This is a genomic window from Clostridium frigoris, from assembly GCF_018861865.1.
Classification (GTDB): Bacteria; Bacillota; Clostridia; order Clostridiales; family Clostridiaceae; genus Clostridium_AD; species Clostridium_AD frigoris.
Genome location: NZ_JAHLDV010000001.1, coordinates 151,472 through 176,720, shown reverse-complemented (window position 1 = coordinate 176,720; position 25,249 = coordinate 151,472). Strand labels below are relative to the sequence as shown.

Annotated in this window: 23 protein-coding genes; 15 read left to right on the top strand and 8 right to left on the bottom strand. The window is 29.2% G+C overall.

The window, feature by feature from the left end; all coding sequences use genetic code 11:
• Positions 1 to 10: 10 nt before the first annotated feature.
• Complete coding sequence (locus KPL37_RS00755; RefSeq protein ID WP_216145275.1) at positions 11 to 1,012, top strand: rhomboid family intramembrane serine protease; 1,002 nt, start codon at positions 11 to 13, stop codon at positions 1,010 to 1,012.
• Positions 1,013 to 1,459: 447 nt separating this feature from the next.
• On the opposite strand, the gene KPL37_RS00750 is transcribed toward KPL37_RS00755, so the two are convergent.
• Positions 1,460 to 3,256 carry an ATP-dependent metallopeptidase FtsH/Yme1/Tma family protein gene (locus KPL37_RS00750; RefSeq protein WP_216145274.1) on the bottom strand — a complete coding sequence of 599 codons (1,797 nt, stop codon included), beginning with the start codon at positions 3,254 to 3,256 and terminating at the stop codon, positions 1,460 to 1,462.
• 358 nt (positions 3,257 to 3,614) lie between these two features.
• On the opposite strand from KPL37_RS00750, the gene KPL37_RS00745 reads away from it, so the two are divergent.
• From KPL37_RS00745 to KPL37_RS00725, 5 genes are all read left to right on the top strand, one after another.
• Positions 3,615 to 4,574, top strand: coding sequence for a ribonuclease H1 domain-containing protein (locus tag KPL37_RS00745; RefSeq protein ID WP_216145273.1), 960 nt, complete (start codon positions 3,615 to 3,617; stop codon positions 4,572 to 4,574).
• 23 nt (positions 4,575 to 4,597) lie between these two features.
• Entirely contained in the window at positions 4,598 to 6,661 is a 2,064-nt protein-coding gene (locus KPL37_RS00740; RefSeq protein ID WP_216145272.1) for an ATP-binding protein, read from the top strand.
• 147 nt (positions 6,662 to 6,808) lie between these two features.
• Entirely contained in the window at positions 6,809 to 6,985 is a 177-nt protein-coding gene (locus KPL37_RS00735; RefSeq protein WP_216145271.1) for a YtxH domain-containing protein, read from the top strand.
• Between the two features lie 190 nt (positions 6,986 to 7,175).
• The gene (locus KPL37_RS00730; protein ID WP_216145270.1) at positions 7,176 to 8,471 is read left to right on the top strand and encodes a helix-turn-helix transcriptional regulator; all 1,296 of its coding nucleotides are present in this window, start codon (positions 7,176 to 7,178) and stop codon (positions 8,469 to 8,471) included.
• A 60-nt stretch (positions 8,472 to 8,531) separates the two neighbouring features.
• On the top strand, positions 8,532 to 9,815 hold the full coding sequence (locus tag KPL37_RS00725) for a helix-turn-helix domain-containing protein (protein WP_216145269.1): 1,284 nt from the start codon (positions 8,532 to 8,534) through the stop codon (positions 9,813 to 9,815).
• A 633-nt stretch (positions 9,816 to 10,448) separates the two neighbouring features.
• Here the strand turns inward: KPL37_RS00725 and KPL37_RS00720 are convergent.
• Both KPL37_RS00720 and KPL37_RS00715 read right to left on the bottom strand, forming a co-directional pair.
• On the bottom strand, positions 10,449 to 11,174 hold the full coding sequence (locus KPL37_RS00720) for a type 1 glutamine amidotransferase (RefSeq protein ID WP_216145268.1): 726 nt from the start codon (positions 11,172 to 11,174) through the stop codon (positions 10,449 to 10,451).
• Between the two features lie 25 nt (positions 11,175 to 11,199).
• Positions 11,200 to 12,558, bottom strand: coding sequence for a Mur ligase family protein (locus KPL37_RS00715; RefSeq protein ID WP_216145267.1), 1,359 nt, complete (start codon positions 12,556 to 12,558; stop codon positions 11,200 to 11,202).
• Positions 12,559 to 12,809: 251 nt separating this feature from the next.
• On the opposite strand from KPL37_RS00715, the gene KPL37_RS20215 reads away from it, so the two are divergent.
• The 5 genes from KPL37_RS20215 to KPL37_RS20010 all read left to right on the top strand — a co-directional run bounded on the left by KPL37_RS20215 (position 12,810) and on the right by KPL37_RS20010 (position 17,289).
• Positions 12,810 to 13,697 (top strand): DMT family transporter, encoded by an 888-nt coding sequence (locus tag KPL37_RS20215; RefSeq protein ID WP_343216202.1) that lies wholly within the window; start codon positions 12,810 to 12,812, stop codon positions 13,695 to 13,697.
• Between the two features lie 89 nt (positions 13,698 to 13,786).
• Positions 13,787 to 14,611 carry an undecaprenyl-diphosphate phosphatase gene (locus KPL37_RS00705; protein ID WP_216145266.1) on the top strand — a complete coding sequence of 275 codons (825 nt, stop codon included), beginning with the start codon at positions 13,787 to 13,789 and terminating at the stop codon, positions 14,609 to 14,611.
• Positions 14,612 to 15,152: 541 nt separating this feature from the next.
• Positions 15,153 to 15,536 (top strand): BlaI/MecI/CopY family transcriptional regulator, encoded by a 384-nt coding sequence (locus KPL37_RS00700; RefSeq protein WP_216145265.1) that lies wholly within the window; start codon positions 15,153 to 15,155, stop codon positions 15,534 to 15,536.
• A gap of 5 nt (positions 15,537 to 15,541) precedes the next feature.
• Positions 15,542 to 16,039 carry a M56 family metallopeptidase gene (locus tag KPL37_RS20015; protein ID WP_281418607.1) on the top strand — a complete coding sequence of 166 codons (498 nt, stop codon included), beginning with the start codon at positions 15,542 to 15,544 and terminating at the stop codon, positions 16,037 to 16,039.
• A gap of 8 nt (positions 16,040 to 16,047) precedes the next feature.
• Positions 16,048 to 17,289 (top strand): M56 family metallopeptidase, encoded by a 1,242-nt coding sequence (locus KPL37_RS20010; RefSeq protein ID WP_281418606.1) that lies wholly within the window; start codon positions 16,048 to 16,050, stop codon positions 17,287 to 17,289.
• On the opposite strand, the gene KPL37_RS00690 is transcribed toward KPL37_RS20010, so the two are convergent.
• On the bottom strand, positions 17,278 to 18,159 hold the full coding sequence (locus tag KPL37_RS00690) for a ComEC/Rec2 family competence protein (RefSeq protein WP_216145264.1): 882 nt from the start codon (positions 18,157 to 18,159) through the stop codon (positions 17,278 to 17,280). The genes KPL37_RS20010 and KPL37_RS00690 overlap by 12 nt on opposite strands.
• Positions 18,160 to 18,310: 151 nt before the next feature.
• Between KPL37_RS00690 and KPL37_RS00685 the strand changes: the two genes are divergently transcribed.
• Positions 18,311 to 19,045 carry a lysophospholipid acyltransferase family protein gene (locus tag KPL37_RS00685; protein ID WP_216145263.1) on the top strand — a complete coding sequence of 245 codons (735 nt, stop codon included), beginning with the start codon at positions 18,311 to 18,313 and terminating at the stop codon, positions 19,043 to 19,045.
• Positions 19,046 to 19,075: 30 nt separating this feature from the next.
• Here the strand turns inward: KPL37_RS00685 and KPL37_RS00680 are convergent, their stop codons facing one another.
• Entirely contained in the window at positions 19,076 to 19,384 is a 309-nt protein-coding gene (locus KPL37_RS00680; RefSeq protein WP_216145262.1) for a hypothetical protein, read from the bottom strand.
• A gap of 60 nt (positions 19,385 to 19,444) precedes the next feature.
• On the opposite strand from KPL37_RS00680, the gene KPL37_RS00675 reads away from it, so the two are divergent.
• Positions 19,445 to 19,909: a hypothetical protein gene (locus KPL37_RS00675; RefSeq protein WP_216145261.1), complete on the top strand. Its 465-nt coding sequence runs from the start codon at positions 19,445 to 19,447 to the stop codon at positions 19,907 to 19,909.
• A 40-nt stretch (positions 19,910 to 19,949) separates the two neighbouring features.
• On the opposite strand, the gene KPL37_RS00670 is transcribed toward KPL37_RS00675, so the two are convergent.
• From KPL37_RS00670 to panB, 3 genes are all read right to left on the bottom strand, one after another.
• Positions 19,950 to 20,171 (bottom strand): DUF378 domain-containing protein, encoded by a 222-nt coding sequence (locus KPL37_RS00670; RefSeq protein WP_216107761.1) that lies wholly within the window; start codon positions 20,169 to 20,171, stop codon positions 19,950 to 19,952.
• A gap of 86 nt (positions 20,172 to 20,257) precedes the next feature.
• Positions 20,258 to 21,103, bottom strand: a complete 846-nt coding sequence (panC, locus tag KPL37_RS00665) for a pantoate--beta-alanine ligase (RefSeq protein ID WP_216145260.1) — start codon at positions 21,101 to 21,103, stop codon at positions 20,258 to 20,260.
• Positions 21,104 to 21,176: 73 nt separating this feature from the next.
• Entirely contained in the window at positions 21,177 to 22,004 is an 828-nt protein-coding gene (gene panB / locus KPL37_RS00660; protein WP_216145259.1) for a 3-methyl-2-oxobutanoate hydroxymethyltransferase, read from the bottom strand.
• 511 nt (positions 22,005 to 22,515) lie between these two features.
• Between panB and KPL37_RS00655 the strand changes: the two genes are divergently transcribed.
• Both KPL37_RS00655 and KPL37_RS00650 read left to right on the top strand, forming a co-directional pair.
• Complete coding sequence (locus KPL37_RS00655) at positions 22,516 to 22,887, top strand: hypothetical protein (RefSeq protein WP_216145258.1); 372 nt, start codon at positions 22,516 to 22,518, stop codon at positions 22,885 to 22,887.
• A 251-nt stretch (positions 22,888 to 23,138) separates the two neighbouring features.
• A complete protein-coding gene (locus tag KPL37_RS00650; RefSeq protein WP_216145257.1) occupies positions 23,139 to 25,220 on the top strand; it encodes a methyl-accepting chemotaxis protein in 2,082 nt (693 codons plus the stop codon).
• Positions 25,221 to 25,249 lie beyond the last annotated feature (29 nt).

The window sequence follows — 25,249 nt, the reverse complement described above, 5'->3', positions numbered from 1 at the left end:
GGAGAATAATATGTTAGAAAAAAATATAAAAACCATTATAAATGGGATGACTTCGCAGCAGGGGTATTTATTAGAAGATATAACAAGTAAAAATAATAATTCAGAGCTATGGACGGTGAGCAAGAGTATAAATGGTTTAGATTACCGAATAATATTTATGACTCCTACAAGCTTAAATCAATTAATAGAGTATGATATCCCAGCAGATAAAAACAATATATATATATTATTATCTGAGGGTGAATTGAATAGCGATGAATCTGATAAAGTACTATCTGCTAATAATTTATTACAAAAACCATTAATAAGGGTTAATGTATCAGAGAAAAAAGTAAATTATTCTCAAAATGTAAAATTAGAGGTAGTGAATGATTTAGTTTCAATTATGAACAATAATAATTTACGTAGTAGATCTGAGAAGACAAATGTAAAAGATAAACCTTGGATTACCATAATAATTATAGCTATAAATATTTTAATGTATGTTGTTACAGCATATTTGAGTTATATATCAAGTGGTAGCGTTTTAAATAGTGATACCAATGTTTTAGTTTTACTTGGTGCAAAGGTTAATGAATTAATAAATCAAGGTCAGTATTATAGGCTTGTTACTTGTATGTTTTTACATGGTGGGATTGTACATGTAGCGGTCAATATGTATTCGCTTTATGCTATAGGTCCTATGGTTGAGAGTGTTTACGGAAAGACAAAGTATCTTGCTATTTATTTCATTTCTGGAATAGGTGCATCTATATTTAGTTATATATTTTCAACAAGTATTTCAATTGGTGCCTCCGGTGCAATCTTTGGATTACTCGGGGCGGTACTTGTTTTTGCAATTACATCTAAAGGAAAGACTGGTAGTGGTTTTATAAAAAGTATTTTATCTGTTATATTTATAAATATATTTATAGGAGTTACAATGCCGGGTATTGATAATTTTGCTCATATGGGTGGACTTATTGGGGGAATGCTTGTAGCATTTCTTGTGAATTTTAAAATTAAAGAGTAACAATATGATTTTCTCCTGCATAGCACCAAATAAGAAGTTTAGAACGTGAAATTCCATTAAGAAATTCTAAACTTTTGCAAATATAAAATTCTCTATCGCTCTCATTCGGCATGCGCCGGCTCGCTAGCCTTCCTTTTAGTCAGGCTCACGACAACTTTATATTGGCAAAAGAAGAATTTTAAAAGGGATTTCAATGTTCCTCAACTTTCTTATTTGGTACAAATTCCGGAGAAATTCATACCAGTGGTTTTTCGGTTTTTTTATTCTTTCACATAAGTTATAATGTCTATTTCTATACAAGTGGGCTACTAATATGGTTTTAAAGTGCCATAGGCATTCTATATTGGGAATTTCCGAGAGTAGTAACACAACAGTTATAAGGCACATTCAAATTAACAACAGGCATCATTTGCTTGCGTTGTATTTGAATGTGCCTTAAATAATAATTTATGTTGTTATATTAAGAGCTTTTTCGGTTTTAGAGGTATCTTCTATTTTAGTAGTATCACTAATAATACTTATTAAATCTTCATGATTTATTGTTTCTTTTTTAATTAATAAACTTGTAATATTTTTTAAAGATTCTTTTTCGTTTGTTAATATGGTTATAACTTCATCATATAACTGGGAAATTAAATTTTTACATTCCGAGAATACTTCATCTTGATTTGTAAAACCTGATTCTTTTAATTTGTCCATAGTAAGTAATCCTAAAGACTCACCCATTCCGTATTCTGTTATCATGTTTGTTATAAGCTCAGTACTTCTTTGTAGGTCGCTATATGCACCAGTGGTTACATGATCTATACCAAAAATAATCTCTTCAGCGGCTCTACCACCCAGGAGTACCATTATTTTTTTCTTTATATAATCTTTGTTTTGGTATAGTTTATCTTCTGGAATACTTAAGGTATAACCTCCTGCACCTTTGGTAGTTGGAATTATTGTTACTTTAGATACTTTGTCTTTTGGTAACATCTTAAGTGAAATTAAAGCATGTCCCGCTTCATGAAAGGCAGTGATTTTTCTGTCATCATCTTTAATATAATCCCTATCAACTTTTTCATAACCAGCTAGCATTATTGAATAAGCTTTATCTAAGTGAATATTTTCAATAAAGGTTGAATTGTCTTTACAAGCAATAATCGCAGCTTCATTAGCTAGATTTTCTAGTTTTGCACCTGAAAAATATGAAGTCTTGTGTGCCCATTCAGAGTAGTCTATATCCTTAATGGGTTTGTTTTTAAGATGAAGTTTTAAAATCTTTTCTCTTGCAGAAACATCCGGAAGAGTTACTTCTATATGTCTATCAAAACGACCAGGACGAAGTAGTGCTTCATCTAACATGTCAAGTCGATTAGTTGCTGCAATTATAATTATGCCCTCTGTCTCATTAAAACCGGACATTTCCGTTAGTAGAGCGTTAAGTGTCTGATCTTTTTCGTCCGATCCTCCACCAGTTCCACTATCTCTTTTCTTTCCAATAGCATCAATCTCATCAATAAAGATAACTGCTCTTCCATGACTTCTTGCTTTTTTAAATAAGTTTCTGATCCTTCCAGCTCCAACCCCTACATATATCTGAACAAAATCAGAACCGGAAACTGCATAGAAAGGTACATTTGCCTCTCCAGCTACTGCTTTTGCAAGAAGTGTTTTACCTGTCCCTGGATCTCCATACAAAATTACTCCTTTTGGCATTCTAGCGCCGTAAGCAGAATATTTTTTAGGGTTTTTAAGAAAATCAACTACATCTTGTACACTATCTTTAGCTTCTTCATTACCAGCTACATTATCAAAGTTAAATCCAATATCGTTAACTGCAGTAACATCAAGGTTTGTAGCCGAGAACATGCCTTTTGTTTTTCTTTTCGTAGTCTTAAAACTCATAAGTCCAAGTACTATAAGAGAAATTACAAAACCAGCTATTGAAGCTATTTCTCCTGGACTAGTTAAAGCTTGCTCAGAAACGTTTATACCATTTTTTAGTAAGCCCTCTTTAAAATTGTTAGTTCTTGGATTATCAGTTTCATAAATAGTTCCATCCTTAAGTTTAACCTGGATCTTAGGAGAGGTTGTTACATATACTGTGGAAATAGTATTTAAGGAGGCATCTTTAAGAAAATCTGTATATAGTTTATTTGAAGATACTTTAAAGGTATTACTTATAAAAATCAGGAATACTAGTGATAAAACTGCGGTGATAATAGGAAGAAAAATATACTTATTTTTAATTTTATTCATATGATCGAAGCGAGAAAATCAATCTACTTTAGAGTATTTGATTAACCCGCATCATTCACCATCCTTTCTTATAAGTAAAAAATTTTTTATACCAATATATCTTATGTTTTAGTTTAAGAGACATGTTGAATATGTCGAATTGCGCTTATGCAATATCGACTTGTAAGAGTTATTATAATATTATTCTAAGGTCTTGTCCATCGAACCTAATAGATTATGGAAATGTAAATATTGTAAAAAGAGAATTGTTAATTTTATCATTTATTGTATTCTTTATTTATGATAGAATTAAAGGGGTATCAGATAATACCTAGAGGCTTAAATTATAAAGAAGCTTTAAAAAAGGAGAACATAAAGAATGGGTAAAAAAGTTTATGCTATAAAAGAAGGGTTTAATTCTAACACTAATGAAAAAATAGAAAATATAATAGTTGGCACTTGGGCAGAGTGCTTAAAATATGTAAAAGGAGTAAAAGGTGCTAAATATAAGAGCTTCGAATATAGAATTGAAGCTGAAAAGTTTTTAAATGGCGCACCTATTATTTTAGATAAAATAGATAATAATTATCCAAAGGATATCCTTCATATTTATGTGGATGGAAGTTATAATTCACAAACTATGGAGTATTCTTATGGAATGGTAGCAGTTCGTGATGATGTGGTTCTTCATATAGAGAGTGGCAAAGGAAATAGTGATCCTAATAAAAACATAAGACAAATTGCAGGGGAACTAGAAGGTGCGGTAAAAGGATGTCAGTATGCGCAAAGCCTAGGAGAAAAGAAAGTAGTAATATTTCATGATTATATAGGGATTTGTTATCATGCTACGGGGTTCTGGGATAGGAAAGAGGAATCATCAAAGCAGTATTACAACAAAATGCAAGAATTTATGAAGAGTGGAATAGAGGTTATATTTGTCAAAGTAGATAGTCATACGGGGGATTTGTTTAATGAACTTGTTGACGAGAAATGTAAGGAGAGACTCGCAATAAAATCAGATAAGGTTGTGGAAAAGTGGCTAGCAAGTAAAACTATAAATGTTGCTAGCAAGGCGGTAAGGGATCAAATTTATTCAATAGCATCAAAGGGAGAAGCAAATATAATTATTAAAGACCCGAATGACATTAAGGATTCTAATATTAAAATAGAACCAAATAAAAAACAAAATAAGGAGCAAAGTAGGACATATTTATTTAGTGAAATTGTTCAAGAGTATAAAATTAATCACGAAGACATAAATAGCTTACTTTTGAACCTAAGTAGTGATGAAAAAACAAATTTTATTACTTATCTATTAAAAATGATTAATGTAAAGTAATATAGAAATATTGAGGTGATATATTGGAGAATTTAAGCATTGAGAAGCGGTACAAGATTATTAGCGATGAAAACAAGGAGCTTAAGAAGCGAAATCAGAAGCTTGAGGAGCAAAATACTCAACTACTTAGCATTATTGAAAATCTATCTGAAGGGGTAATGTTTGCTAATAATAAGGGCGATTTTATAATGGTGAATTCGGAAGCAAGGAGGGTTATTTATAAATCAGATATAGGAATTAATATAGCTGATGCTTTTAAGAACATTGAAGTGTTCGATATATTTGGAAAGCAGTTAGCATTTAAAGACTTTCCATCAGTTAGAGCATTAAGAGGTGAAAAATCAAAAAATGTTAGGATTTTTGTACGCCACCCTAATAAAGAATATTATGCAGAAATTAGTTCAACTCCTATTTATAATGCAAAGGGTGATTTAACTATAATAGTGTCTTGTTTTCACGATATTACAGAAACAATAAATCAATCAAGAAAAATAGAGGAACAGAAAAAGGAATTAGAGGCTATCATAGAAAATATAGCCGATTCTATTGCTATTTTTGATGATAAAGGGAAATATATATTAGTAAATAAAACATCAAGAGAATTGTTCCATGCGTCTTACAATAGCATGGACAATATAAGTGAGGGTTATGATACATCAGAGTTTTATGATACTTATGGAAAGCAACTTGATAGTGAAAATATTCCAGCGAATAGAGTTATGAGGGGCGAAGAATTTAAAAATATGAGAGTTATAGTTAAGTCCCCGAACAAAACATTACAAGTAGATATTAATGGTACACCTATTTATGATAGCAATGGTAAATTTAGTTTAGGAGTTCTTTGCAGTAGGGATATGACAGACTATTTTAAACACGAAGAAATTACAAGAAGCCGTTATGAATTCTTGAACAACATGGTGAACACGTTTGATTTACCTGTTGTTAGATTAACGTGTCCAGATTTTAAAATTGTGGATATTAATAAAAAAGGACTTAGTATCGTTGAATCGCTTAAGCCCAAAATTAAATCAATTACTCAGATAAAGGGTAATAAAATTGAAGATTTGTTTGGGAAATTTAAATCAAGTGAATATTACAAGTGTATTTCTGAAGTTTTAAAGGACAAAAAAATAAAGTATTTAAATAAAAGAAGTTTAATCTTAAATGGAAATGAAGTATACTTTAATGTTGTATTTGAGCCTATATTTGAAGTGAATAGTGAAATTCGTGAAATAGTAATTCTACTAATAGATGTTACTCCTGAAATTAAGTCAAATATGGTTATGAAAAAAGCTTTAAAAATGCAAGGAGAATTCCTTGTTAATGTATCACATGAACTTAAGACCCCGCTTAATGTTATATTTGCAACGGCTCAGTTATTTAACTTGTATTGTACTAGCGGTTCGCTTGATGATAAAAAGGATTCCATTATTAAATATATAGAATCCATTAAACAGAATTCTTATAGATTGTCTAAAATTATTAATAATATAGTTGATTTATCAAAAATAGAAGCTGGATTTTATAAATTGAACTTGTCTAATAATAATATAGTTGAAATTGTTGAAGAAATTGTAGTGTCTTTAACTAATCTGACTGACAGCAAGGGCTTAAACATTGTTTTTGACACGGACTGTGAGGAAAATATTATTGCTTGTGATACAGAAAAAATAGAAAGAATAGTCTTAAATCTAATATCAAATGCTATAAAATTTTCAGATAAAGGTGATGAAATATTTGTCTGTGTTAAGAATAAGAATAAGAATAAATTTGTTGAGATATCAGTTAAAGATAATGGTATTGGCATTGAAGAGGAACATTTGGATATAATATTTGACAGATTTAGTCAGGTGGATAAATCATTATCAAGAAATGCAGAGGGTACAGGTATTGGCCTTAGTTTAGTTAAGTCGATTGTTGAATTACATGGGGGTAGTATATATGTTGAAAGTGAATTTGGGAAGGGAAGCAAGTTTACAGTAAGACTTCCTAAAAATAAGGTACTTAATGAAAATATGCTCTATAGTAGTAATGTGAGAAGTCGTGATGAAAATATACAAGTAGAACTTTCAGATGTTTATTCATAAAAAATTTATACTATAGGATAAGTATTCCAATGTAAATTTTTGTTTTTACTATTAGATGAAATTATTTAGTTTTAAAATAATACATTATTCAATTAGAAAATGCACATGCTATAAAGAATAAATAAATAAAGAAGGGGTGTGTAATTTATGCAAAATAAATTTATATCAACAATTACAGCAGGTGCAATAATTGGTGTAGCTGCGGGAATGATGTTAATTCCTAATATGGATAGAAGCACAAGAAGAAGGGCTAAAAAAACAGGTAAGATGGTAATGAATATAGCAGGCGACATGTACGATAATATGAAGGACCGTGTTTTATAAGAATGATTCTAAAGACTCCAAACTATGTTAATAAAAATAGTGTTTGGAGTCTTTAATATTTTTAGTATCAATTTAGAATCTATTCATATATTTACAATATTATAGGTGAACTATGTTATAATTGAATTAAAATTGTCGATTTGTACAAATTAATATTATTATATTACCATGTTGTAAAGGATGAGTGATTATGGAAATATTATCCATGGGAGAAAAGATAAAGAGGAAAAGAAAAGAGTTTAACATGACATTAAAAGACCTTGCAGGTAGTAGAATAACTCCAGGACAAATTAGTTTAGTTGAATCAGGTAAATCTAATCCTAGTATGGATTTATTGGAGTATCTGGCAAGCAATTTAAATACAACTGTCGAATATTTATTGGAGTCAGAGGAAGCTCAAGCTGAAAGGATATGCTTGTTCTACCAAAATGTTGCTGAAGCTCAAATTTTGAATAGCGATTTATCGCAAGCTGAGCAAAACATTGATAAATCTATATATTACTGTGAAAAATATAAATTAGAGTATCAAGGAGGTAGAAATTTGTCTTTAAGAGGCGATATATGCATGGAGAAGCAAAATATTTCGTCAGCTCAACAGGTTTTTCTTTCAGCAAATGTTATCTTTATTAAAAATAATTCTTATGAAGAAATAATTAAAACTTTGTTAAAACTTGGGAAAATATCACTTAAGCTAAGGGGATATCAGTCAGCTTCTAGTTATTTTAAGCAAGCTGAAAAAGTTTTTATAGATAATCAGATGGGAAATGATTTTCTACTGGGTGAAATATATTATTATATAGGTCATACTTATTTTAAATTAGAAAACATGGAAAATGCTATAAAATATTGCTATTTAGCTAAGGAAAAATTCAATCAAATAAGTAGTAAAGAAGAGTATGCTAATTCACTCCTATTACTTGCAGATGGATACAATAAAAAAGGTGACATTAAGAATGCTATAAAATACTCGAAGATTACTTTAAAAGTATTTAAAGAAATTAACAATTTAACTTATATTTCTGAGATAGAAAATAATTTAGGAAGATTGTTTTATGAATTTGAGAATATTGAAGAATCATTTATACACTTAAATAAGGCTAAAGAGATTAGGCAGAACACTAATGACTTAAAATTAATAGATACCTTAGCTAATATTTGTGAAAATTATATTAAACTTAAATCTGTAAGTAAAGCTAAAGAGGCTTTAAGCCATATACTGGATTATATAGAAGAAGGTAATAATAAGGCGCTATTTCAGTATTACTTATTAAAATATAGAGTTGATTTATTAGAAGACAATAAGAAGGAAGCCGAAAATACATTACTTAAGGCGCTAATATTTGTAAAAGAGCAAGATAAACTAAAGGAAGCGGCTGAAATATCTATAATGATTGGAAAGTTCTATGTTGACGGTGGAAGAAATATAGATGCAGCTAAATATTTAAATGAAGGTGTAGAGATATTTAAAAGACTAGGAATAATTTAGTAAAAATATTTATGGGTAATTTTGCAAATAAATTACTCAATTTGTGGATAGGTGATGAGAATGAAAATATTATCAACGGGAGAAAAGATAAAAAGAAGTAGAATATATAAAGGATTTACTTTAAAAGAGATATGTGATGATAAAATATCAGTATCTAAAATGAGCTGTATAGAAAATAATAAAGTTATAGCAGAACCTTGGGTATTAGAATTAATTAGTAAGAAACTAGATATAGATCTTGCATATCTAAATGAAAATGTATTTGATCAAGTTAAGGAAAATATTAAAATAATAAAGGGAAAAGCTAAAAATGAAGATAATGTGGATGCTAAGGATGAAACTTATAAAAATAATGTATCCTACAATTTAGAGGTTGCTGAAAAATATAAGTATTATGATTTAGCCATTGAATTAATGCATATGTTATTTAATGTTTACTTAGATAAAAAAGATTTTGAGAATGCTCAAGCTATTACCTCAGAGTATTATGATTTATATTTAAAAACGTCTATAGAGGATAATAAATTAACTTATTATATAGATATGGCAAGACATTTATATATAAAAGAAGATTTTCTTCAAGCATCTAGTTATTATCGTAATGTAAGGAAAGGTCTTTATAATAGTGAGGTTATAAATTATAAAAAATTAATTATAGTCACGTATAATGAGGCTGCTTGTAATATTAAATTAGAAAATTATGAACGTGCTTTCGAGGTAGGAAAAAGGTTGCTAGATTTGGTTAATCATGTGGATACAGATCTTAGCGCAGCAAAGATATATCATATGTTAGCCGTTTTATCTATAAGAATGAAAAATGACGATTTTGAAAAATATGAGCAAAAATCTTACCAGTTATATAAAGATAAGTTACAATATAAGGCGATAGCTATCTTAAATTATGGGTCAACAATGTTTGACTGTAATATGAAAGAAAAAGCAGTTGAATATATAAGTCAGGGGTTAAGTGTATATCCGAGAGATGATAAGGTAGGACTAGTTGAATTTATGCTTAATTGTGTTAAAGAACTTATTAAAAATGATGTAGTGGATCTTGCACAGAGTATTTCTGATGAAGTATTAAATTATGCAATCAATTTAGATGATATTAAGTTTATAGAGAAAAGTTATTATTATAAAGCAATTATTCTTGATAGACAAGGAAGCGCTTCTAGTGCAGAGATGTATATGAATTTATCTTTAGATTCATTATTAAAGTTTGGAAATAAGAAAGATATATATGCTCGTTACTTAGAAATGGGAAGTATGTACCATAAGCTATCTAATGTGACTGATTCTATAAAGTATTTTAGTTTGGCATTACAACTAGAAAAAAAGATGTAAATTTGGGATTTATCCAAAATTACATCTTTTTTTTATGGTACTACTCGGCCATTGAAAATAAGAAATAAGAATAAAAAAGTGTGATCCAATGAACTTCCTCTTGCGTTCCTCCAATAAGAGTTTGAAACATGAAATTTCATTAAGAAATTTTAATCTTTTGCGAATATAAAATCCTCTTCCTCTGGGTCGTTCTTTGGGGGACATAACAATTATTAATTGTTATGTCGTTCACATTCGGCTTGCAGCCGGTTCACTAGACTGCCTGTGGCAGTCTCACGAGAATTTTATATTTGCAAAAGAAGAATTTTAAATGAAATTTCAATTGTTTCGGCTCTTCTTATTGGAGTCACTTCCAGAGGAAGTTCATTCTATTATGTATTTCTATATCTAAAGAAAGGACTTTTCGTTCCTTTGGAACGAAATTGCTTAAAGAAAACCTAAAGTTTGCTCAATGCATTATACGTAATATATACTTTTTTGTGTAAAAACATTTTTAAATCATCAAAAAAATCTTTTAGCCGATAGGCTGTAGATATTGTATATATCTTTTTAATTTAATTTTTCAAAAGAAGAATTTTAAATGTTTATACTCTTCTTATTTGATGCCATTTCCGGAGAAATTCATACCGATATTTATTTTGCAGTTTCTCTCCTTATTATAAATTCCTTAGCTTTAATTTCCAGACTATCATCTAGGGAAGTTAGAGCAACCTCATCATATTTATTGTTTAATGCAAGGGTAAGCAATCTATCTGCAAGCTCAGGATTTTTAGATAACAGCGAACCATGGAAATAAGTACAGAAGGTGTTTTTATATACGCAACCCTCGTAACCGTCTTCTCCATTATTACCATAGCCAGCTTCAACTTTGCCAAGGGGTAATAAATCGTTAATATAGGTCCTTCCGGAATGATTTTCAAAGCCTACATAGGTTTCGTCAAAGGTTTCATTATGAATGACTGTGTTACCGATAAAGCGTTTGTCACCACTTTCAGTGTAGATATCCAAAATCCCAAGACCATCAACTTTTTCACCACTTGGAGTTGTATAGTATTTCCCAAGCAATTGATATCCACCACAAATTGCTAAAAATACTTTTCCACTTTCTATATATTCTTCCATTGATGCTTTTTTAAGTTCTATTAAATCTGGAGAAACTATAGTTTGCTCATAATCTTGGCCGCCTCCAAAAAAAACAATATCATAATCTTCTGCTTTAAAAATATCGCCCATAGATACATTAACAATGTTTACTTCGATTCCTCGAAGCTCTGCTCTGTGTTTTAGTATTAAAATATTTCCTACATCCCCATATACATTCAATAAGTCAGGATATAGGTGACAAATATTAATTTCCATGTTATTCACCTTCTATTTAAATTTTTTACCAAATTTTATTTATATAACCTTTAGTGTGTAGAAATTTTCTTAAATTTATCATTGCAGTGTAGGTTGCGAGAATATATACTATTTCACCATTGCAAGATTTAATTTCATTAAGTAGGGTTTCTTCATCGCTGCAAAGGAGGAAAGAATCTGATGAAAAACCAGCTACTTTAAGTCTTATTGCCATATCGTACAGACGTATTCCTGAGATCATAACTTTGTTAACATCAAGACTTGTTAAACGCTCAAAATTTACATCCCAAATCCAAGAAACATCTTTGCCATCTGCATAATTATCATTTAACATAAGAGATAAATTTATTTTGCGTTTGTCAAGATTAATGGTGTTTACTGCTTCGTCATAACCAGCGGGATTTTTAACGAGTATTATTTTGACCTCGGTGCCATCAATATCTAGAGTTTCTTGTCTACCGAAGCTACTAGCTACAGTTTTAAGAGAATGCTCTATAGTAGTATCTGAAATTCCAAGAACCTTTGCTACGGAGTATGCACATAGAGCATTATAAATATTATATGTACCTGGTTGGTTTATGTAATATTCTTTATTGTTAATAGAAACTGATGAACCACTGGTATTTAAATCAATAACTTTATCTACAAAGTATGTAAGCTCCGGTCTTTTATATCCACATCCAGGGCAATAGAAATCTCCAAGATGATTGTAGGTTATAAAATTATAACTGTAGGCAGTTTTGCATATTGTACAAAATTTAGCATCTGCATTTATATCTACAATTTTATTTTCATTAATTTTAGTTCCAAAACCATAGTATAGCACATCATTTTTAAGATTCAAGTTTCCAAATAAAGATTCATCACCATTAAGAATAAGAGTTGATTCAGGAACTTTCTCAATTCCCACAAGTATTTTCTTAAGGGTTGTATATACCTCTCCATACCTATCCATTTGGTCCCTAAATAGGTTAGTTATAGTAATTACTTTTGGAGTTATATACTCAGTTACAAATTTAAGATTAGCTTCATCAACTTCTATAACTGCAATTTTTTTAAGTAGAGACTTTTTAAATGAATAATTTGAAATAAAACATGCAACTATTCCTGTATACATATTTGCGCCTGTATTATTAGTAATTACAGGCCTTTTACTTTCTTTTACAATGCTATAAATCATGCTTGTTGTTGTTGTTTTACCATTTGTACCGGTTATAAGTATAACCTCATAATTATTAGCAATTGTTTTCAAAATGTTCTTATCAAGTTTTAAGGCGATTTTTCCTGGGAAATTAGTGCCGCCTTGAAATATAGACTTCGATAACTTCATAACAAATTTTGAAACTAATATACTGAGTAACGACTGAATTTTAATTTTGAACACATCCTTTAATTGTACTTATGAATTTTAATTTTACTAATATTTGCAGAACTTTTATTATATTTTATATTTATGATAATACAATTTTATAACATACTAACGTAAATGTCTAACATATTAATGTAACTTATAATTAAATCATCTTAAGGGCTTCTTATTGTTGTGGCTTTTTAGGTGCGTATTTGTTAGAATATAATTATATGCATAACTATAACAAGCAAAATATTTGACTTAAGTACTGGGGGTATCATACTATTTTAATTAGTAAAGGATATATTTATTCGATTTTTTCAGCTATATTATTCGGTAGTGCAGGGCTATTTGTAAAGTTAGCTTCCGGTCTTGGAATTGATGCTATAAGCTTACTTACACTTCAATATATTATAGCTGTTCCATTAATGTTTGTAAGCATGTATATTTTTAATAAGAAGTCCTTTAAGGTAACTAAAAAGCAATTATTAAGACTTGCTGTACTTGGAATTGTTGGGAATACATTTATGACAGTGTTTTATTATACCGCCTATAACTATTTACCTATTCAAATGGTGGCTATATTACTATATACATATCCTATAATGGTATTCATATATTCAGCGGTGTTTAAGAAAGATTCAATAAGTTATATAAAAATTTTTGCTGTGTTTTTAGCATTTTTGGGTTGCCTTTTAACCCTGGATATTTTATCAAGTAGGCCAAAGTATTCTCTTATTGGAGTAATATTTGCTTTAATATGTGCAATGTTTTATGCATTTATGAATATTTATAGTGAAGAAAAATTACAGGGAATTGGTCCATTAACTATCAATGCTTATTCAACGCTTTTTTCACTAATAAGCCTTATGGTATATAAATTTCCTGTATTTGTTTTTAGAGGTGATATAACAAAAGACCTTTTAATCTATACAACGATTCTTGCCATATTTTGTGAGATTATTCCTTTAACATTATTATATGCGGCCATAAAATATATAGGGTCGCTTAAGGTATCTATAATTGGTAATCTAGAAATACCAACTGCTATGCTTTTATCGTTTTTTATATTACATGATCATGTAACAGTTATGCAGATAGTTGGCACTGTTTTAGTAATAGGTGCAATATATATGATAAGAACAAAGAGGACATGCAAGGAGGAGTTATGAAAAAGAATATTAAGCATTAATTGTATTAATGGATTCAGTATATTATAAATTAAAATTACAAATTGTTTTTAGAAGGGAGCAAACATTAGATGGATTTAAACATTATATTGGTTTTAAAAGCAGTAATAATTGCAATAGTCGAAGGAATAACAGAATTTATTCCTATTTCATCCACAGGTCATATGATCATTGTGGGAAATGTTATAAATTTTAAAGGTGCGTTTGCAAATAGTTTTGAGGTGGTAATTCAATTAGGTGCGATTCTTGCTATTATAGTTTTATATTGGAGTAAAATATGGGGCTCGGTTGTGGAATTTTTTAAGCTTAAGCCATCAGGTATTAAATTTTGGACTAATATTATAGTTGCATTTATACCGGCTGCAATTTTTGGGTTTCTTCTAAATGATAAAATAGACGAATATCTTTTTAATCCAGGTACCGTAGCAATAGGACTTGTGGTTGGCGGAGTTCTAATGATTATTATTGAAAATAAATTTAGAAATAAACATATAACAAAAAGCGTAGAAAAAATAAATATTAAACAATCATTTAAAATAGGGTGTTTTCAATGTTTGGCACTTTGGCCAGGAATGTCTAGATCTGCATCTACTATAATGGGAGGTTGGATTTGTGGAGTTTCTACAGTTGCTGCAACTGAATTTTCATTTTTCCTTGCAATACCAACTATGGTAGGAGCAACAGCACTCACTTTATTTAAAACTGGTATGAATTTTAGTGGTGGAGAGATTATTACTTTGATTATTGGTTTTATAGTTGCATTTTTGGTTGCACTTCTTGTAGTTGAAAGATTTGTTGCTTATTTAAAGACAAAACCTATGAAGGTTTTTGCAGTTTATAGAATAGTTGTGGGTATAGTATTGTTATGTTTAATTAAATTTACTATTTTAATTTAAAATTATTTTCTCCTATGTGGCACCAAATAAGAGTTTAAAACGTGAAATCCCATTAAGAAATTCTAGTCTTTTGAAAATATAAAATTCTCAGCCTCTGGGCAGTTCTTGGGAGCACGTAACAATTATTAATTGTTACGTGCTCCCATTTGATTTGTAGCCTGTTCGTTAGACTGCCTGTGGCAGTCATACGAGAATTTAATATTTGGAAAAGAAGAATTTTAAATGGGATTTCAATTCTTTCTTCTCTTCTTATTTGGCGTCACTGACCGAGAAATTCATATTGTTATTCATTCACATTATAATCATCATAATTCACTTCTAATAAATTCAGAAAGGTTCTTACACTCATCAAGATTAAGTCTATTCCCAATAGCAATTCTTCCCTCCAACATTAATTATGTTTTATTAAATTAAACATTGTATTAATATAATTATTAAAATTTAACATAATTACTATAACTAAGAATATAGTATAGAAATAATATAAATTACAATTGTAAATTAAGCGGTTTCAGTTGTAATTGAAATGAGGTGTTATAAAATGTATGAAATTCCTAAAATAACAAATGCTGAATGGGAAATAATGAAGATAATATGGATTAGTCCTAAGATCTCAGCAATAAATATTATAAACAAGCTCAAGGATAAATCAGAATGGAAGCCAGCTACAGTTAAAACTTTGATAAATCGATTATTAACTAAAAGTGCAATAGGATTCAATAAAATTGGATATGAATATCTTTATTTTCCTTTGGTATCAGAAGACGAATGTATAAAATTGGAAGGCTTGTCGTTTGTTAATAGAGTATTTAATGGTTCTATTAAATCTATGCTTTTAACCTTCGTCCAGTCAGAAGTAATATCTGAAACAGATATAGCAGAATTAAAAAGAATACTTAATCAATCAAGTAAAACTAAAGGTTGATGTATATGAATTTATTAAATATTTTTGAAAAGATCGTACTTTCATCTTTAATCGGTAGCATAATTGTACTTATGATATTAATTATAAAAGGGATATTTAGAAATAAATTGAATTCTACTTTTCACTATTATATATGGTTGATTTTAGTAATAAAGTTGATAATTCCTAATGGACCACAAAGCCCATTAAATATTTTTAATTTAAATAAAAATTTTCAAGTACAAACACAAATAGAACAAACTAGTTCTCCAACAGGACTTACAGTTTCAGATTTTGGGGCTTCAAACTTAATAAGTAAGGTACCTTCTCTAAGTAAAGGTGTAATTATTAATACTATGAGTACGCCTTTAACCCCAAAATTAAATCTTGAAGAAGTGTTTTGTTTCATATGGTTGTTTGGTTTTGTATTATCAATCGGAATATTAGTTATAGGATATAAAAAACTAAATAATATAGGTAGATATTCTTTAAAAATGTGGTCAGTACACATAGAACTATTCTAAATGAATGCATGAAAGATATGAATATAAGAACTGAGGTTGAATTAACATACTCTGACAAATTAAGTATTCCATCTTTATGTGGACTCTTTAAACCAAAAATATTAATACCAGTAAGCGTAGCCGCAAATATTTGTGACGAAGAGTTTAAATATATTATAATGCATGAACTAACTCATTTGAAAAGTAAGGACTTAATTATAAATGTGATTACTACTTTATTATCCATGATTTATTGGTTTAATCCAATCTTGCTCTACGGTTTTTATAAAATGAGACAAGATTGTGAAATTTCCTGTGATGGTCAAGTTATTTCTTATTTAGGAGAAGGTAAAAACATACTATATGGAAATACAATAATAAAAGTATTGGAGTTGGGTGGGAAAGGTAATAGGCTCGTTGGGACTACCTCAATGGTCTTAAATAGGCTGGAAATGAAAAGGAGGATTATTATGATTTCAAAATATAATAAGATAAATATTAAAGGTATATTACTGGGTGTTGTTGTTGTTTCTATTATAGGTGGCTTCGGTATTGCAATAAACACTTCCAGCATAAGTTCAGATAAAAACATTGTTAAAGCTACAACATTACAAGTAAAAACACCAGTAGCGACTTCTAAAAACTTAGTTAAAAATGCATCAAGTGTACTCTCGTTATCTAATATAAAAAAGTCAGCAACTGCTACCCAAAATCCTATAGTACCATTTTCGGCTGACATAGTAATCTATAATAGTCATCCCAATGAAACTTATTCCTCTGGAATAAAAGTTACAGATGTAGGTGCTTTAATAAATGATAAGCTTGTTAAAGAAGGCTTTAATAGTCATTTTATAAAAGTTAAACCACCTAAAGATTATAATAATTCATATTATGTAACACGTGATATGATAACAAAAAATGTAAAGAATTATTCAAATACTATTTTATTGGACATACATCGAGACAGTTTAGCAGATAACAGCAATTCTAATACCAAAAGAATTGAATTTGCTGTTACTCAAAAAAATCCGCGTTATGAATCAAATAAAAGATTTATTGATAGTCTAATAGGAAATATTAAAAATTCAAATGGTGTTAAATCAGGAATATACTTTTATCAATATGGAATATCTTTTTACAATGAAGACTTATCTAACAAAGCATCAATTATTGAACTCGGAAATAGTATGTCTAGCGACAATGATATTAAAGCTTGTGTAGAGGCACTAGTTTCAGCATTGAAGAATACTCAAAAGGGCTCATCTAACTAATGGAAATGATAGCTTTTTTATTTTTGTCCCATCGCTTATAAGTACAATAGTTTTAGCTAGGTCAGTTCTATAAACGATGCAGTTTAATTTTTTGAGCCTATCTAATATTTCTTTATTTGGATGACCGTAATCATTGTCTATGCCACAGCTTATTATGGAAATCTTTGGAGAGACTTTATCTAAAAATCCCTCAGAAGAAGATGATTTACTACCATGATGTGCAACTTTAAGTATCTGAGCTGATAAATCATAATTATTAGCCATTAACTCATCTTCTGCCTGGGTTTCTATATCACCTGTAAATAAATAAGTTGAATTTTTGTATGATATCTTTAGAGTGCAAGAGTAATTATTTAGATTATCATAGGTGGTTTTATTTGGAGATAACATGATGCAGGTGGTATTAGGACCTAAATTTAAAGAAGTATTAGGGGAAGCTATTTTTATTTTTAAATTTTTAGCACGAAGAGCGTCGATCATATCATTAAATACCCCAGTAGATTCTAAGGCTTTAGGTGCCCAAAACTCACCAATTTCAAAGTTTTTAATAATACTTGCCATACCTCCTATGTGGTCTGCATGGGGATGAGTTGCAACTATATAATCTAGTTTTGTGATATTATTTTTTTTCAAATACCTAATTAGTTTTTGTTTTGAATCACTTGTGCCACTGTCAATTAGTAAGTTTTTATTATTCACTTGAATAAGGGTGCAATCTCCCTGACCTACATCTATAAAATGAGTTACCATATTGTTTTCTAAATCTAAATTAGTTTTTATAGTAGATCTGTAAGTTATAGTTGTACATACAATTACAAAAATTATTGAAACACAAATTAAGGCGTATCTTAACCAGGTTTTCTTTGGCATAAAGTTAATCTCCTAATAATATTTATTTACATAAATGATGTTGCCCAAATATATAAATAAATATCAATATCGTATGTGTTATTTGAAATAAAACCTATAAACTAGTATAATTAAATTTGTAATTAAATTAAAGCATGAAAGGAACAGATATATGAGAACTATATATTTTTATATACTTATTATTACTAATTTGATTTGGATAAACTTTAAGAAACCAAAATTCAACAGAATAAAAACTAAAAAATCTTTAAAAGAGGCGGAGATATATCTACTTGATGTTGCTACGAATTGGGCTAAGTTTGTACTAAAGGCTGCAAATTTGAATTTGACTGTTATTGGTAGATCAAATATACCAAAGGAGGCTTGCCTTTTTGTTGGAAATCACCAAAGTGATTTTGATATACCAGTAATATTATCTAATATGAATAATATTACTGGAGCTGTTGCTAAAAAAAGCATGATAAAGATACCAATATTGAGTTATTGGATGAAACAAATACATTGTGTATTTATGGATAGAGAAAATCCAAGACAGGCGCTTAAGGATATCGCACAAGGGGTTGAATATTTGAAAAACGGATATTCTATGCTTATTTTCCCGGAAGGCACTAGAAGTAGAAGTAATACTATGGGAGAATTTAAGAAGGGTAGTATGAGGCTTGCAATAAAGGCAGGAGTACCTATTGTTCCTGTAACGTTTTTTGATACGTATAAAGCATTTGAAGGCAATAATGGTAAAATTAAAAAGGCAAATGCTAAACTTGTTTTTGATAAACCTATATATCTTGATAGTATGACTAAGGAAGAAAAAGCAAATATATCTGATGTAGTAAAAAACATAATTCAAGATAATTTAAATAAGGAAAACGGAGAAAGAAGCAGCTAGAATCTGCTGCTTTTTTTGTTTGTATTATAATTAATCATGCCTTTTGGTTATTAGGTCTTGAATTATAGATATTTTATCTTGTAGCAAAATATTTTCATTTTTAAAATTTATTATGCTATTTTCCACTTCTTTATTTTTATGAGTTACAGCATTTATTGCTTCTTGTAATCTCTTGTTTGCATCTGATTTTTCTTTTAAAATTGGTTTATAAATTTTATTTAATTCAAAATTTTTATTGATTAAAAAGTATGTTTTATTATAAAATGATGTTAGATATAATTTAATATTTTTATTTATATATTCTATAAATGAAATAATCGAGTCTATAAATTTATTCATATATTAATCACCTCAACTCTATTCTACCTAAAGAATACTATGAAAGGCAAGGTAATAATTATGGATGAAGATAATAATGATAATTACTTAGAGAATATGAACCGTAAAATTGAGAAGTTAGATGATATAAAAAAACAACACGAACTAGAATTAATTGATAAAAGTAAGATATTAGAACATAATAATTTTAATACCGATGGATTAAAGTTTAAAAATAATATGCTGCATGATCAATATAATAGTTTACTCGTTTTACTGGAGCAGCAGGGGATAGTTTTTGAAATGAATTTTACAAATTACACTCCCCGCCAATGGGAGAATTTGGTTATAGTAAAAAAATCTAATGGTTATGAAATTCAATCTAAAGCAGGGGTTATTATAATGATGTTAGATAAAAAGTATTCTAAAATTATACAAGATGTAAGTAAAAAACGAGCACAAAGTTTAATTGTAATAAGAGTTACTAATAGGATGGCTTTGGTGCAATTAAGATTTAATTTGAATATAAAAAAAGCCGAATTTTAATTTCGGCTTCTTTTATGTTTATAACATATTTATTTAGATATTATTTAACTTCAGTTCTGTCTCTGTTGCTATCTCTGTCTCTTCCGAGGAAAGATAAAGCATATAAACCACATAAACCTACTAGAGCGAAAATAATTCTTGTTAATGCTGAACCAGTGCCAAATAAGCTTGATACTAGATCAAACCTAAAGAAACCAATCAATCCCCAATTTATAGCGCCTATAATAACTAATACTAGTGCAGTACCATCTAATGCTTTCATTGTAAACATCTCCTCTTTCATAAAGTCTTGTGATATTATTGTTTACAATTATTTTTAAATTATTACAGTATTAAAAAAATATTTTATTAAGCTTCATATATAAAATTATCTATTAATCTTGTTTTACCAATATATATGGCAATAGCTACAAGAATAGGTTTGCATGCAATATCTATAACATCAAGGGAAAAAGCATCTACAATTTCTATATAATCAATCCTTGCCAAAACTTCCTTTTCAATTTCGGATTTTATAATTTTTTTTAAAAGTTTTGTTGATTTTTCTCCATTTGACAAGGCATCTCTACATTTAGTTAAGCTTTTGTTTAGAATTAAAGCGGCTTCTCTTTCTTTTGATGATAGATACATGTTACGCGAGCTTTTTGCAAGTCCATCTTTTTCACGTACAATGGGACAACCAATAATTTCTATATCAAAATTTAAGTCTCTTACCATTCTTTTTATTATAGCTAACTGTTGAGCATCTTTTTCACCAAAATAAGCTTTGTCCGCAGGAATTATATTAAAAAGTTTTGAAACTACAGTACATACTCCAGCAAAATGATTTGGTCTTTTAGCACCACATAGACCTGTTGCAAGTTCTTTAACACTGACACTTGCCTCTATATCTTTATAATACATTTCGTCAGCTTTTGGTGCAAATATTAAATCTGCTCCAGCACTGTCACATACAATTTCATCCTTATGTAGATCTCTTGGGTAAGAATCTAGATCTTCACCTTTTCCAAATTGTATTGGATTTACAAATATACTTACCACAACTTTCTCATTTTCTTTTGCAGCGCGGTTTATTAGACTTTCATGGCCAGAGTGTAAAGATCCCATAGTAGGAACTAAGGCAACGCTATAACCTTCTTTTTTCCAAACTTTAACTTGATGACGTACTTCTTTTATAGTTTTTACAGTATTCATTAAATAGAGGCATTAGTAACATCCCATGTTTACGCATTATTAATGCCTAGTACACTTCCTTTCTTAATTAAATTTAATATAAATTATTTAAGATTTCATCATCTATTTTAAAACAGTGTTCACTCGCTGGAAAAGTTCCTTCATTTACTTCCTTAATATATGATTTAAATCCAGATCTCATTAAGTCACCGACATTTGCAAAATTTTTTACAAACTTTGGTTTAAAATCCTCAAACATATTTAACATATCTTGATATACTAAAATTTGACCGTCACAGCCACCACCAGCACCTATTCCAATAGTTGGGATAGTTACTGCATCTGATATAAGCTTTGCGAGTTTTGATGGTATACATTCAAGTACAATAGCAAACGCACCTGCAGCTTCTATTTTTTTAGCATCTTCAATAAGTTTTTTAGCGTCTATGCTATTATTTCCTTGAACTTTAAAGCCTCCAAACATATTAACTGATTGAGGAGTTAGACCAATATGACCCATGACAGGTATTTGAGCAGCAACTATAGCCTTAATTTGAGGACAAACTACAGCACCACCTTCTAGTTTTATAGCGGATGCTCCCGCTTCTTGTAAAAATCGTCCTGCATTTTTAACTGCATCGTATATAGAGCTTTGATAAGACATAAAAGGCATGTCCCCTACTACAAGTGCATTTTTAGTGCCGCGAGCGACAGCTTTAGTATGATGAAGCATATCGTCCATAGTTACACTTAAGGTATCTTTGTACCCAAGACAAACCATACCTAATGAATCTCCTACTAAAATACCATTAACGCCACATTCATCAATAATTTTAGCCATTGAATAATCATAAGCTGTAAGCATTGTTAATTTAGTACCTGCTTTTTTTGCTGATATAAAGGTTGAAACAGAATTTTTCAATTGTTAACCCTCCTGAATTTTTAAATATTATTTGAAATAATATTTATAATTTTTGCTTCTTATATATAGGAAAATAAGCACTGCATAAAATTTTGAAAATAATACATTTATAACAAAATGCGAAAATAGGGTAAATTAAATATGCGATTGCATTTGAATTGTTTATATTTAAAAGAAAACCAGAAGTTAAGTCATCTCCTTTGGAGCTGTAACCACTAGTATGAAATATTTCGAATTAGTAAATTTAGAAAAACATCTCAGATAACTGAGAGAAAAATATTGTTGAAGCGCCGTCCCATTCATATAGATATGAGCAGATTATACTGGTTATAATATGTTAAACAACTAAGTGCAGTTCGCAATCGATACTACCCAAAAATATTTTAGCATAAATTTATTTTTAATACAAATATAATTAGATAAATTAATTAATGTCTAAACTATTGATATATATCGGAAAATGTTTGATAATGTATAGTATAGACTTATTTATATGAAAGGTGGAATAAATATGAATATTGCCATGCAAATACTTAGTATGATAGCATTTTCAATTGTAATTTTTATAATCTATTATGCTTTAAAAACTTATTTACTAAGTAAAATAAACATTAGCAAGTGGGTAGTGCTTGCAATAGCTATAATACTTTTTATAGCACCTATAATCCTATGGCCGACTATGCCGGCTTTTGTAGCTAAATATGTACTGCCAGGAGTATTTGTTATTTTTGCTTTATGGTTTATGGATTTAGCAGGATTTATGAAAAGAAGAGTTAGTTCTAAATCAAATTATTCAAATACCAGTTATAAGAAAGATAAAAAAAATGATGTAGTTATGAGGCCTAAGGCTAAACCAAACAGAGTTAAGAATAATAAAAAATAAAAAAAGAAGTACAAATTTCTTATGGGAATTTGTACTTCTTTTTTTAAAATATTTGACACTAGTTAAAAATATTAGTAAAATATAATAAATAATAACATATGATGATTATAGGGGAATATATATTCAATAGGGGAGTGAATATAATAATTATATAAGGTATTAAAAAATAAAAATTAGGCTATGTTTAAGCTGCTTATGCAGAAATTATCATATTATTTTAAACATAACAATAATCGTAAGGGGTTAAAATCGTGCAAGAAAAAAAAGCAAAAGAAAAAAGAGTTAAAAGAACGTCAATTAAAAAGAAGTTTATATTATCAATGAGTTTAACAACACTAGTAGCTTCATGTGTACTTGCAGGAACTTTTATAACGTATTCATATAAACAAATAAAAACTTCAACAGAGGAACAAAATTCTATTATTGCACAAAGCTCAGGTCAAAATATAAATACATATTTATCAAAATACGAATCTTCTATTAAAGAAATAGCAAATGGAATTGGAACAGTGGATAACGGTAAAGATAAAAATGTTATGATAGGAAAGATACTTAAGAATGCAAAAGATAATGATAAATCTCTTGTTGCTACATATTATATTAGTGCAAAAACAGGATTCATGGACATGGTGCCAGTACCGCCAACTCCTTATGTAGGCGCACTAAATTTAGAAGCTTTTAAAAATACAAAAGCAAAGGGAGATACAGTATGGTTTGATGTTTACAAGGATACAGGAGAAACAAATGAAATGATGATTTCTATTACTTATCCTGTAAAACAAAACGGTAAGTTCATAGGAGCTGTAGGATATGATATTAGTTTAACATCATTAGGGGATGTTAGGACAACCCTTGAGAAAGGAAATAGTAATAAATTAATTTTCCTTGATAACAAAGGAACTCTAATAAGCTCTTCACTATTTACTCAAATGGGCAAAAACATAGCTCCAAGTTTTTCAGGAAAAAGTGATGATAAAGGAACTGAAGATATTGTAGCCAATAAAAAAGATTTTAGTAAACAATATTCTTGGGCTGATAATGTTTATAGTGATAAGAAAGGAACAACTAAGGCTACCATAGGGGCGACCACTTACGATGCATCTTATTCCACGATAGAAGGGTTAAATTGGAAGATGATTTCATTAAAACCTACATCAGTAGTTACAAGTAAAGTGAATTATCTAGTTATGTTAAGTATTATAGTTTTAGTTGTGTCATTGATACTAGTAGTTCTATTAGCTTTTATGACAAGTGATAAAATGGTAAAAGGTATAAAACGTATTAAAGATGTAGTTAATAAAACAGCTAAAGGTGATTTGACAATATTATTAGATATTAGAACAGGTGATGAATTAGAAGAGCTATCACATGATTTTAATGATATGACAAGAAATTTAAATTCTCTAATTTCTGAGTTAAACCAAAAATTTAAAGCGGTACAAGGAACGGCAAGTAGTTTGATTACTATATCCGAACAAAATAGTATAGCAATCGGAGAGGTAACAAAATCTATAGAAGAGATATCTTCAGGAACACAAGGACAAACTCAACATATTGAGGATGGAGCTACAGCTATCGTAAGCCTTGGACATGAAATTGAAACAATTAGTGGTAAATCAAATTTAATAGAAAATTTATTAAATAAAACTACAAATGATATTGGTAAAGGTAATAATGATGTTAGAACCCTAGAAGGTTCATATGCAAAGCTTGAGACATCACTTGCAATGGTTTCTGAAATTATTAATAAATTAAATAAAAAATCTAATAATATAGCAGAAGTTACAAATGTTATCGCGGATATTTCAGAGCAAACTAATCTTTTATCATTAAATGCTTCTATTGAGGCTGCAAGAGCAGGTGAGGCAGGAAGAGGGTTTGCAGTAGTTGCAAATGAAGTAAAGCAACTTGCTGAAAAATCAAAAGATTCGTCATTGAGTATTAAAGAAATTATTGATAGCATAATAACTGATACAAGCTCTGCAGTTGAATTTATGAATAAAACCAATGGAATTAATGAAATTCAAAAGGAAGCAGTAACAAATATAAATACTTCAATGCAAGGGATCACATCTTCAATTGATCAGGTATTGTCCGAGGTTAAAGAAGAACTTTTAGGGATAAAGACAACTAATGAAAATAAGGATAATGTGGTTACAATGATAGATGCAATATCAGAAGTGGCACAAGAAACTTCTGCTTCTACTGAGCAGATAGTTGCTGCAATGGAAGAACAATCTGCGTCTTCAGAAGAAGTTAATAGCCATGCTAATAATCTTATAGTGTTAATTGAGGAACTTCAAGGGAAACTTGAAATGTTTAAGTTTGAATAAATAATATAAAAACATCACTATTTTAATTT

Bases quoted from the DNA above. Each gene is read 5' to 3' on its own strand.
- KPL37_RS00755 (WP_216145275.1), top strand. From the start codon at position 11: ATGTTAGAAAAAAATATAAAAACCATTATAAATGGGATGACTTCGCAG.
- KPL37_RS00750 (WP_216145274.1), bottom strand. From the start codon at position 3,256: ATGAATAAAATTAAAAATAAGTATATTTTTCTTCCTATTATCACCGCA.
- KPL37_RS00745 (WP_216145273.1), top strand. From the start codon at position 3,615: ATGGGTAAAAAAGTTTATGCTATAAAAGAAGGGTTTAATTCTAACACT.
- KPL37_RS00735 (WP_216145271.1), top strand. From the start codon at position 6,809: ATGCAAAATAAATTTATATCAACAATTACAGCAGGTGCAATAATTGGT.
- KPL37_RS00730 (WP_216145270.1), top strand. From the start codon at position 7,176: ATGGAAATATTATCCATGGGAGAAAAGATAAAGAGGAAAAGAAAAGAG.
- KPL37_RS00725 (WP_216145269.1), top strand. From the start codon at position 8,532: ATGAAAATATTATCAACGGGAGAAAAGATAAAAAGAAGTAGAATATAT.
- KPL37_RS00720 (WP_216145268.1), bottom strand. From the start codon at position 11,174: ATGGAAATTAATATTTGTCACCTATATCCTGACTTATTGAATGTATAT.
- KPL37_RS00705 (WP_216145266.1), top strand. From the start codon at position 13,787: ATGGATTTAAACATTATATTGGTTTTAAAAGCAGTAATAATTGCAATA.
- KPL37_RS00700 (WP_216145265.1), top strand. From the start codon at position 15,153: ATGTATGAAATTCCTAAAATAACAAATGCTGAATGGGAAATAATGAAG.
- KPL37_RS20015 (WP_281418607.1), top strand. From the start codon at position 15,542: ATGAATTTATTAAATATTTTTGAAAAGATCGTACTTTCATCTTTAATC.
- KPL37_RS20010 (WP_281418606.1), top strand. From the start codon at position 16,048: ATGAAAGATATGAATATAAGAACTGAGGTTGAATTAACATACTCTGAC.
- KPL37_RS00690 (WP_216145264.1), bottom strand. From the start codon at position 18,159: ATGCCAAAGAAAACCTGGTTAAGATACGCCTTAATTTGTGTTTCAATA.
- KPL37_RS00685 (WP_216145263.1), top strand. From the start codon at position 18,311: ATGAGAACTATATATTTTTATATACTTATTATTACTAATTTGATTTGG.
- KPL37_RS00680 (WP_216145262.1), bottom strand. From the start codon at position 19,384: ATGAATAAATTTATAGACTCGATTATTTCATTTATAGAATATATAAAT.
- KPL37_RS00675 (WP_216145261.1), top strand. From the start codon at position 19,445: ATGGATGAAGATAATAATGATAATTACTTAGAGAATATGAACCGTAAA.
- KPL37_RS00670 (WP_216107761.1), bottom strand. From the start codon at position 20,171: ATGAAAGCATTAGATGGTACTGCACTAGTATTAGTTATTATAGGCGCT.
- panC (WP_216145260.1), bottom strand. From the start codon at position 21,103: ATGAATACTGTAAAAACTATAAAAGAAGTACGTCATCAAGTTAAAGTT.
- KPL37_RS00655 (WP_216145258.1), top strand. From the start codon at position 22,516: ATGAATATTGCCATGCAAATACTTAGTATGATAGCATTTTCAATTGTA.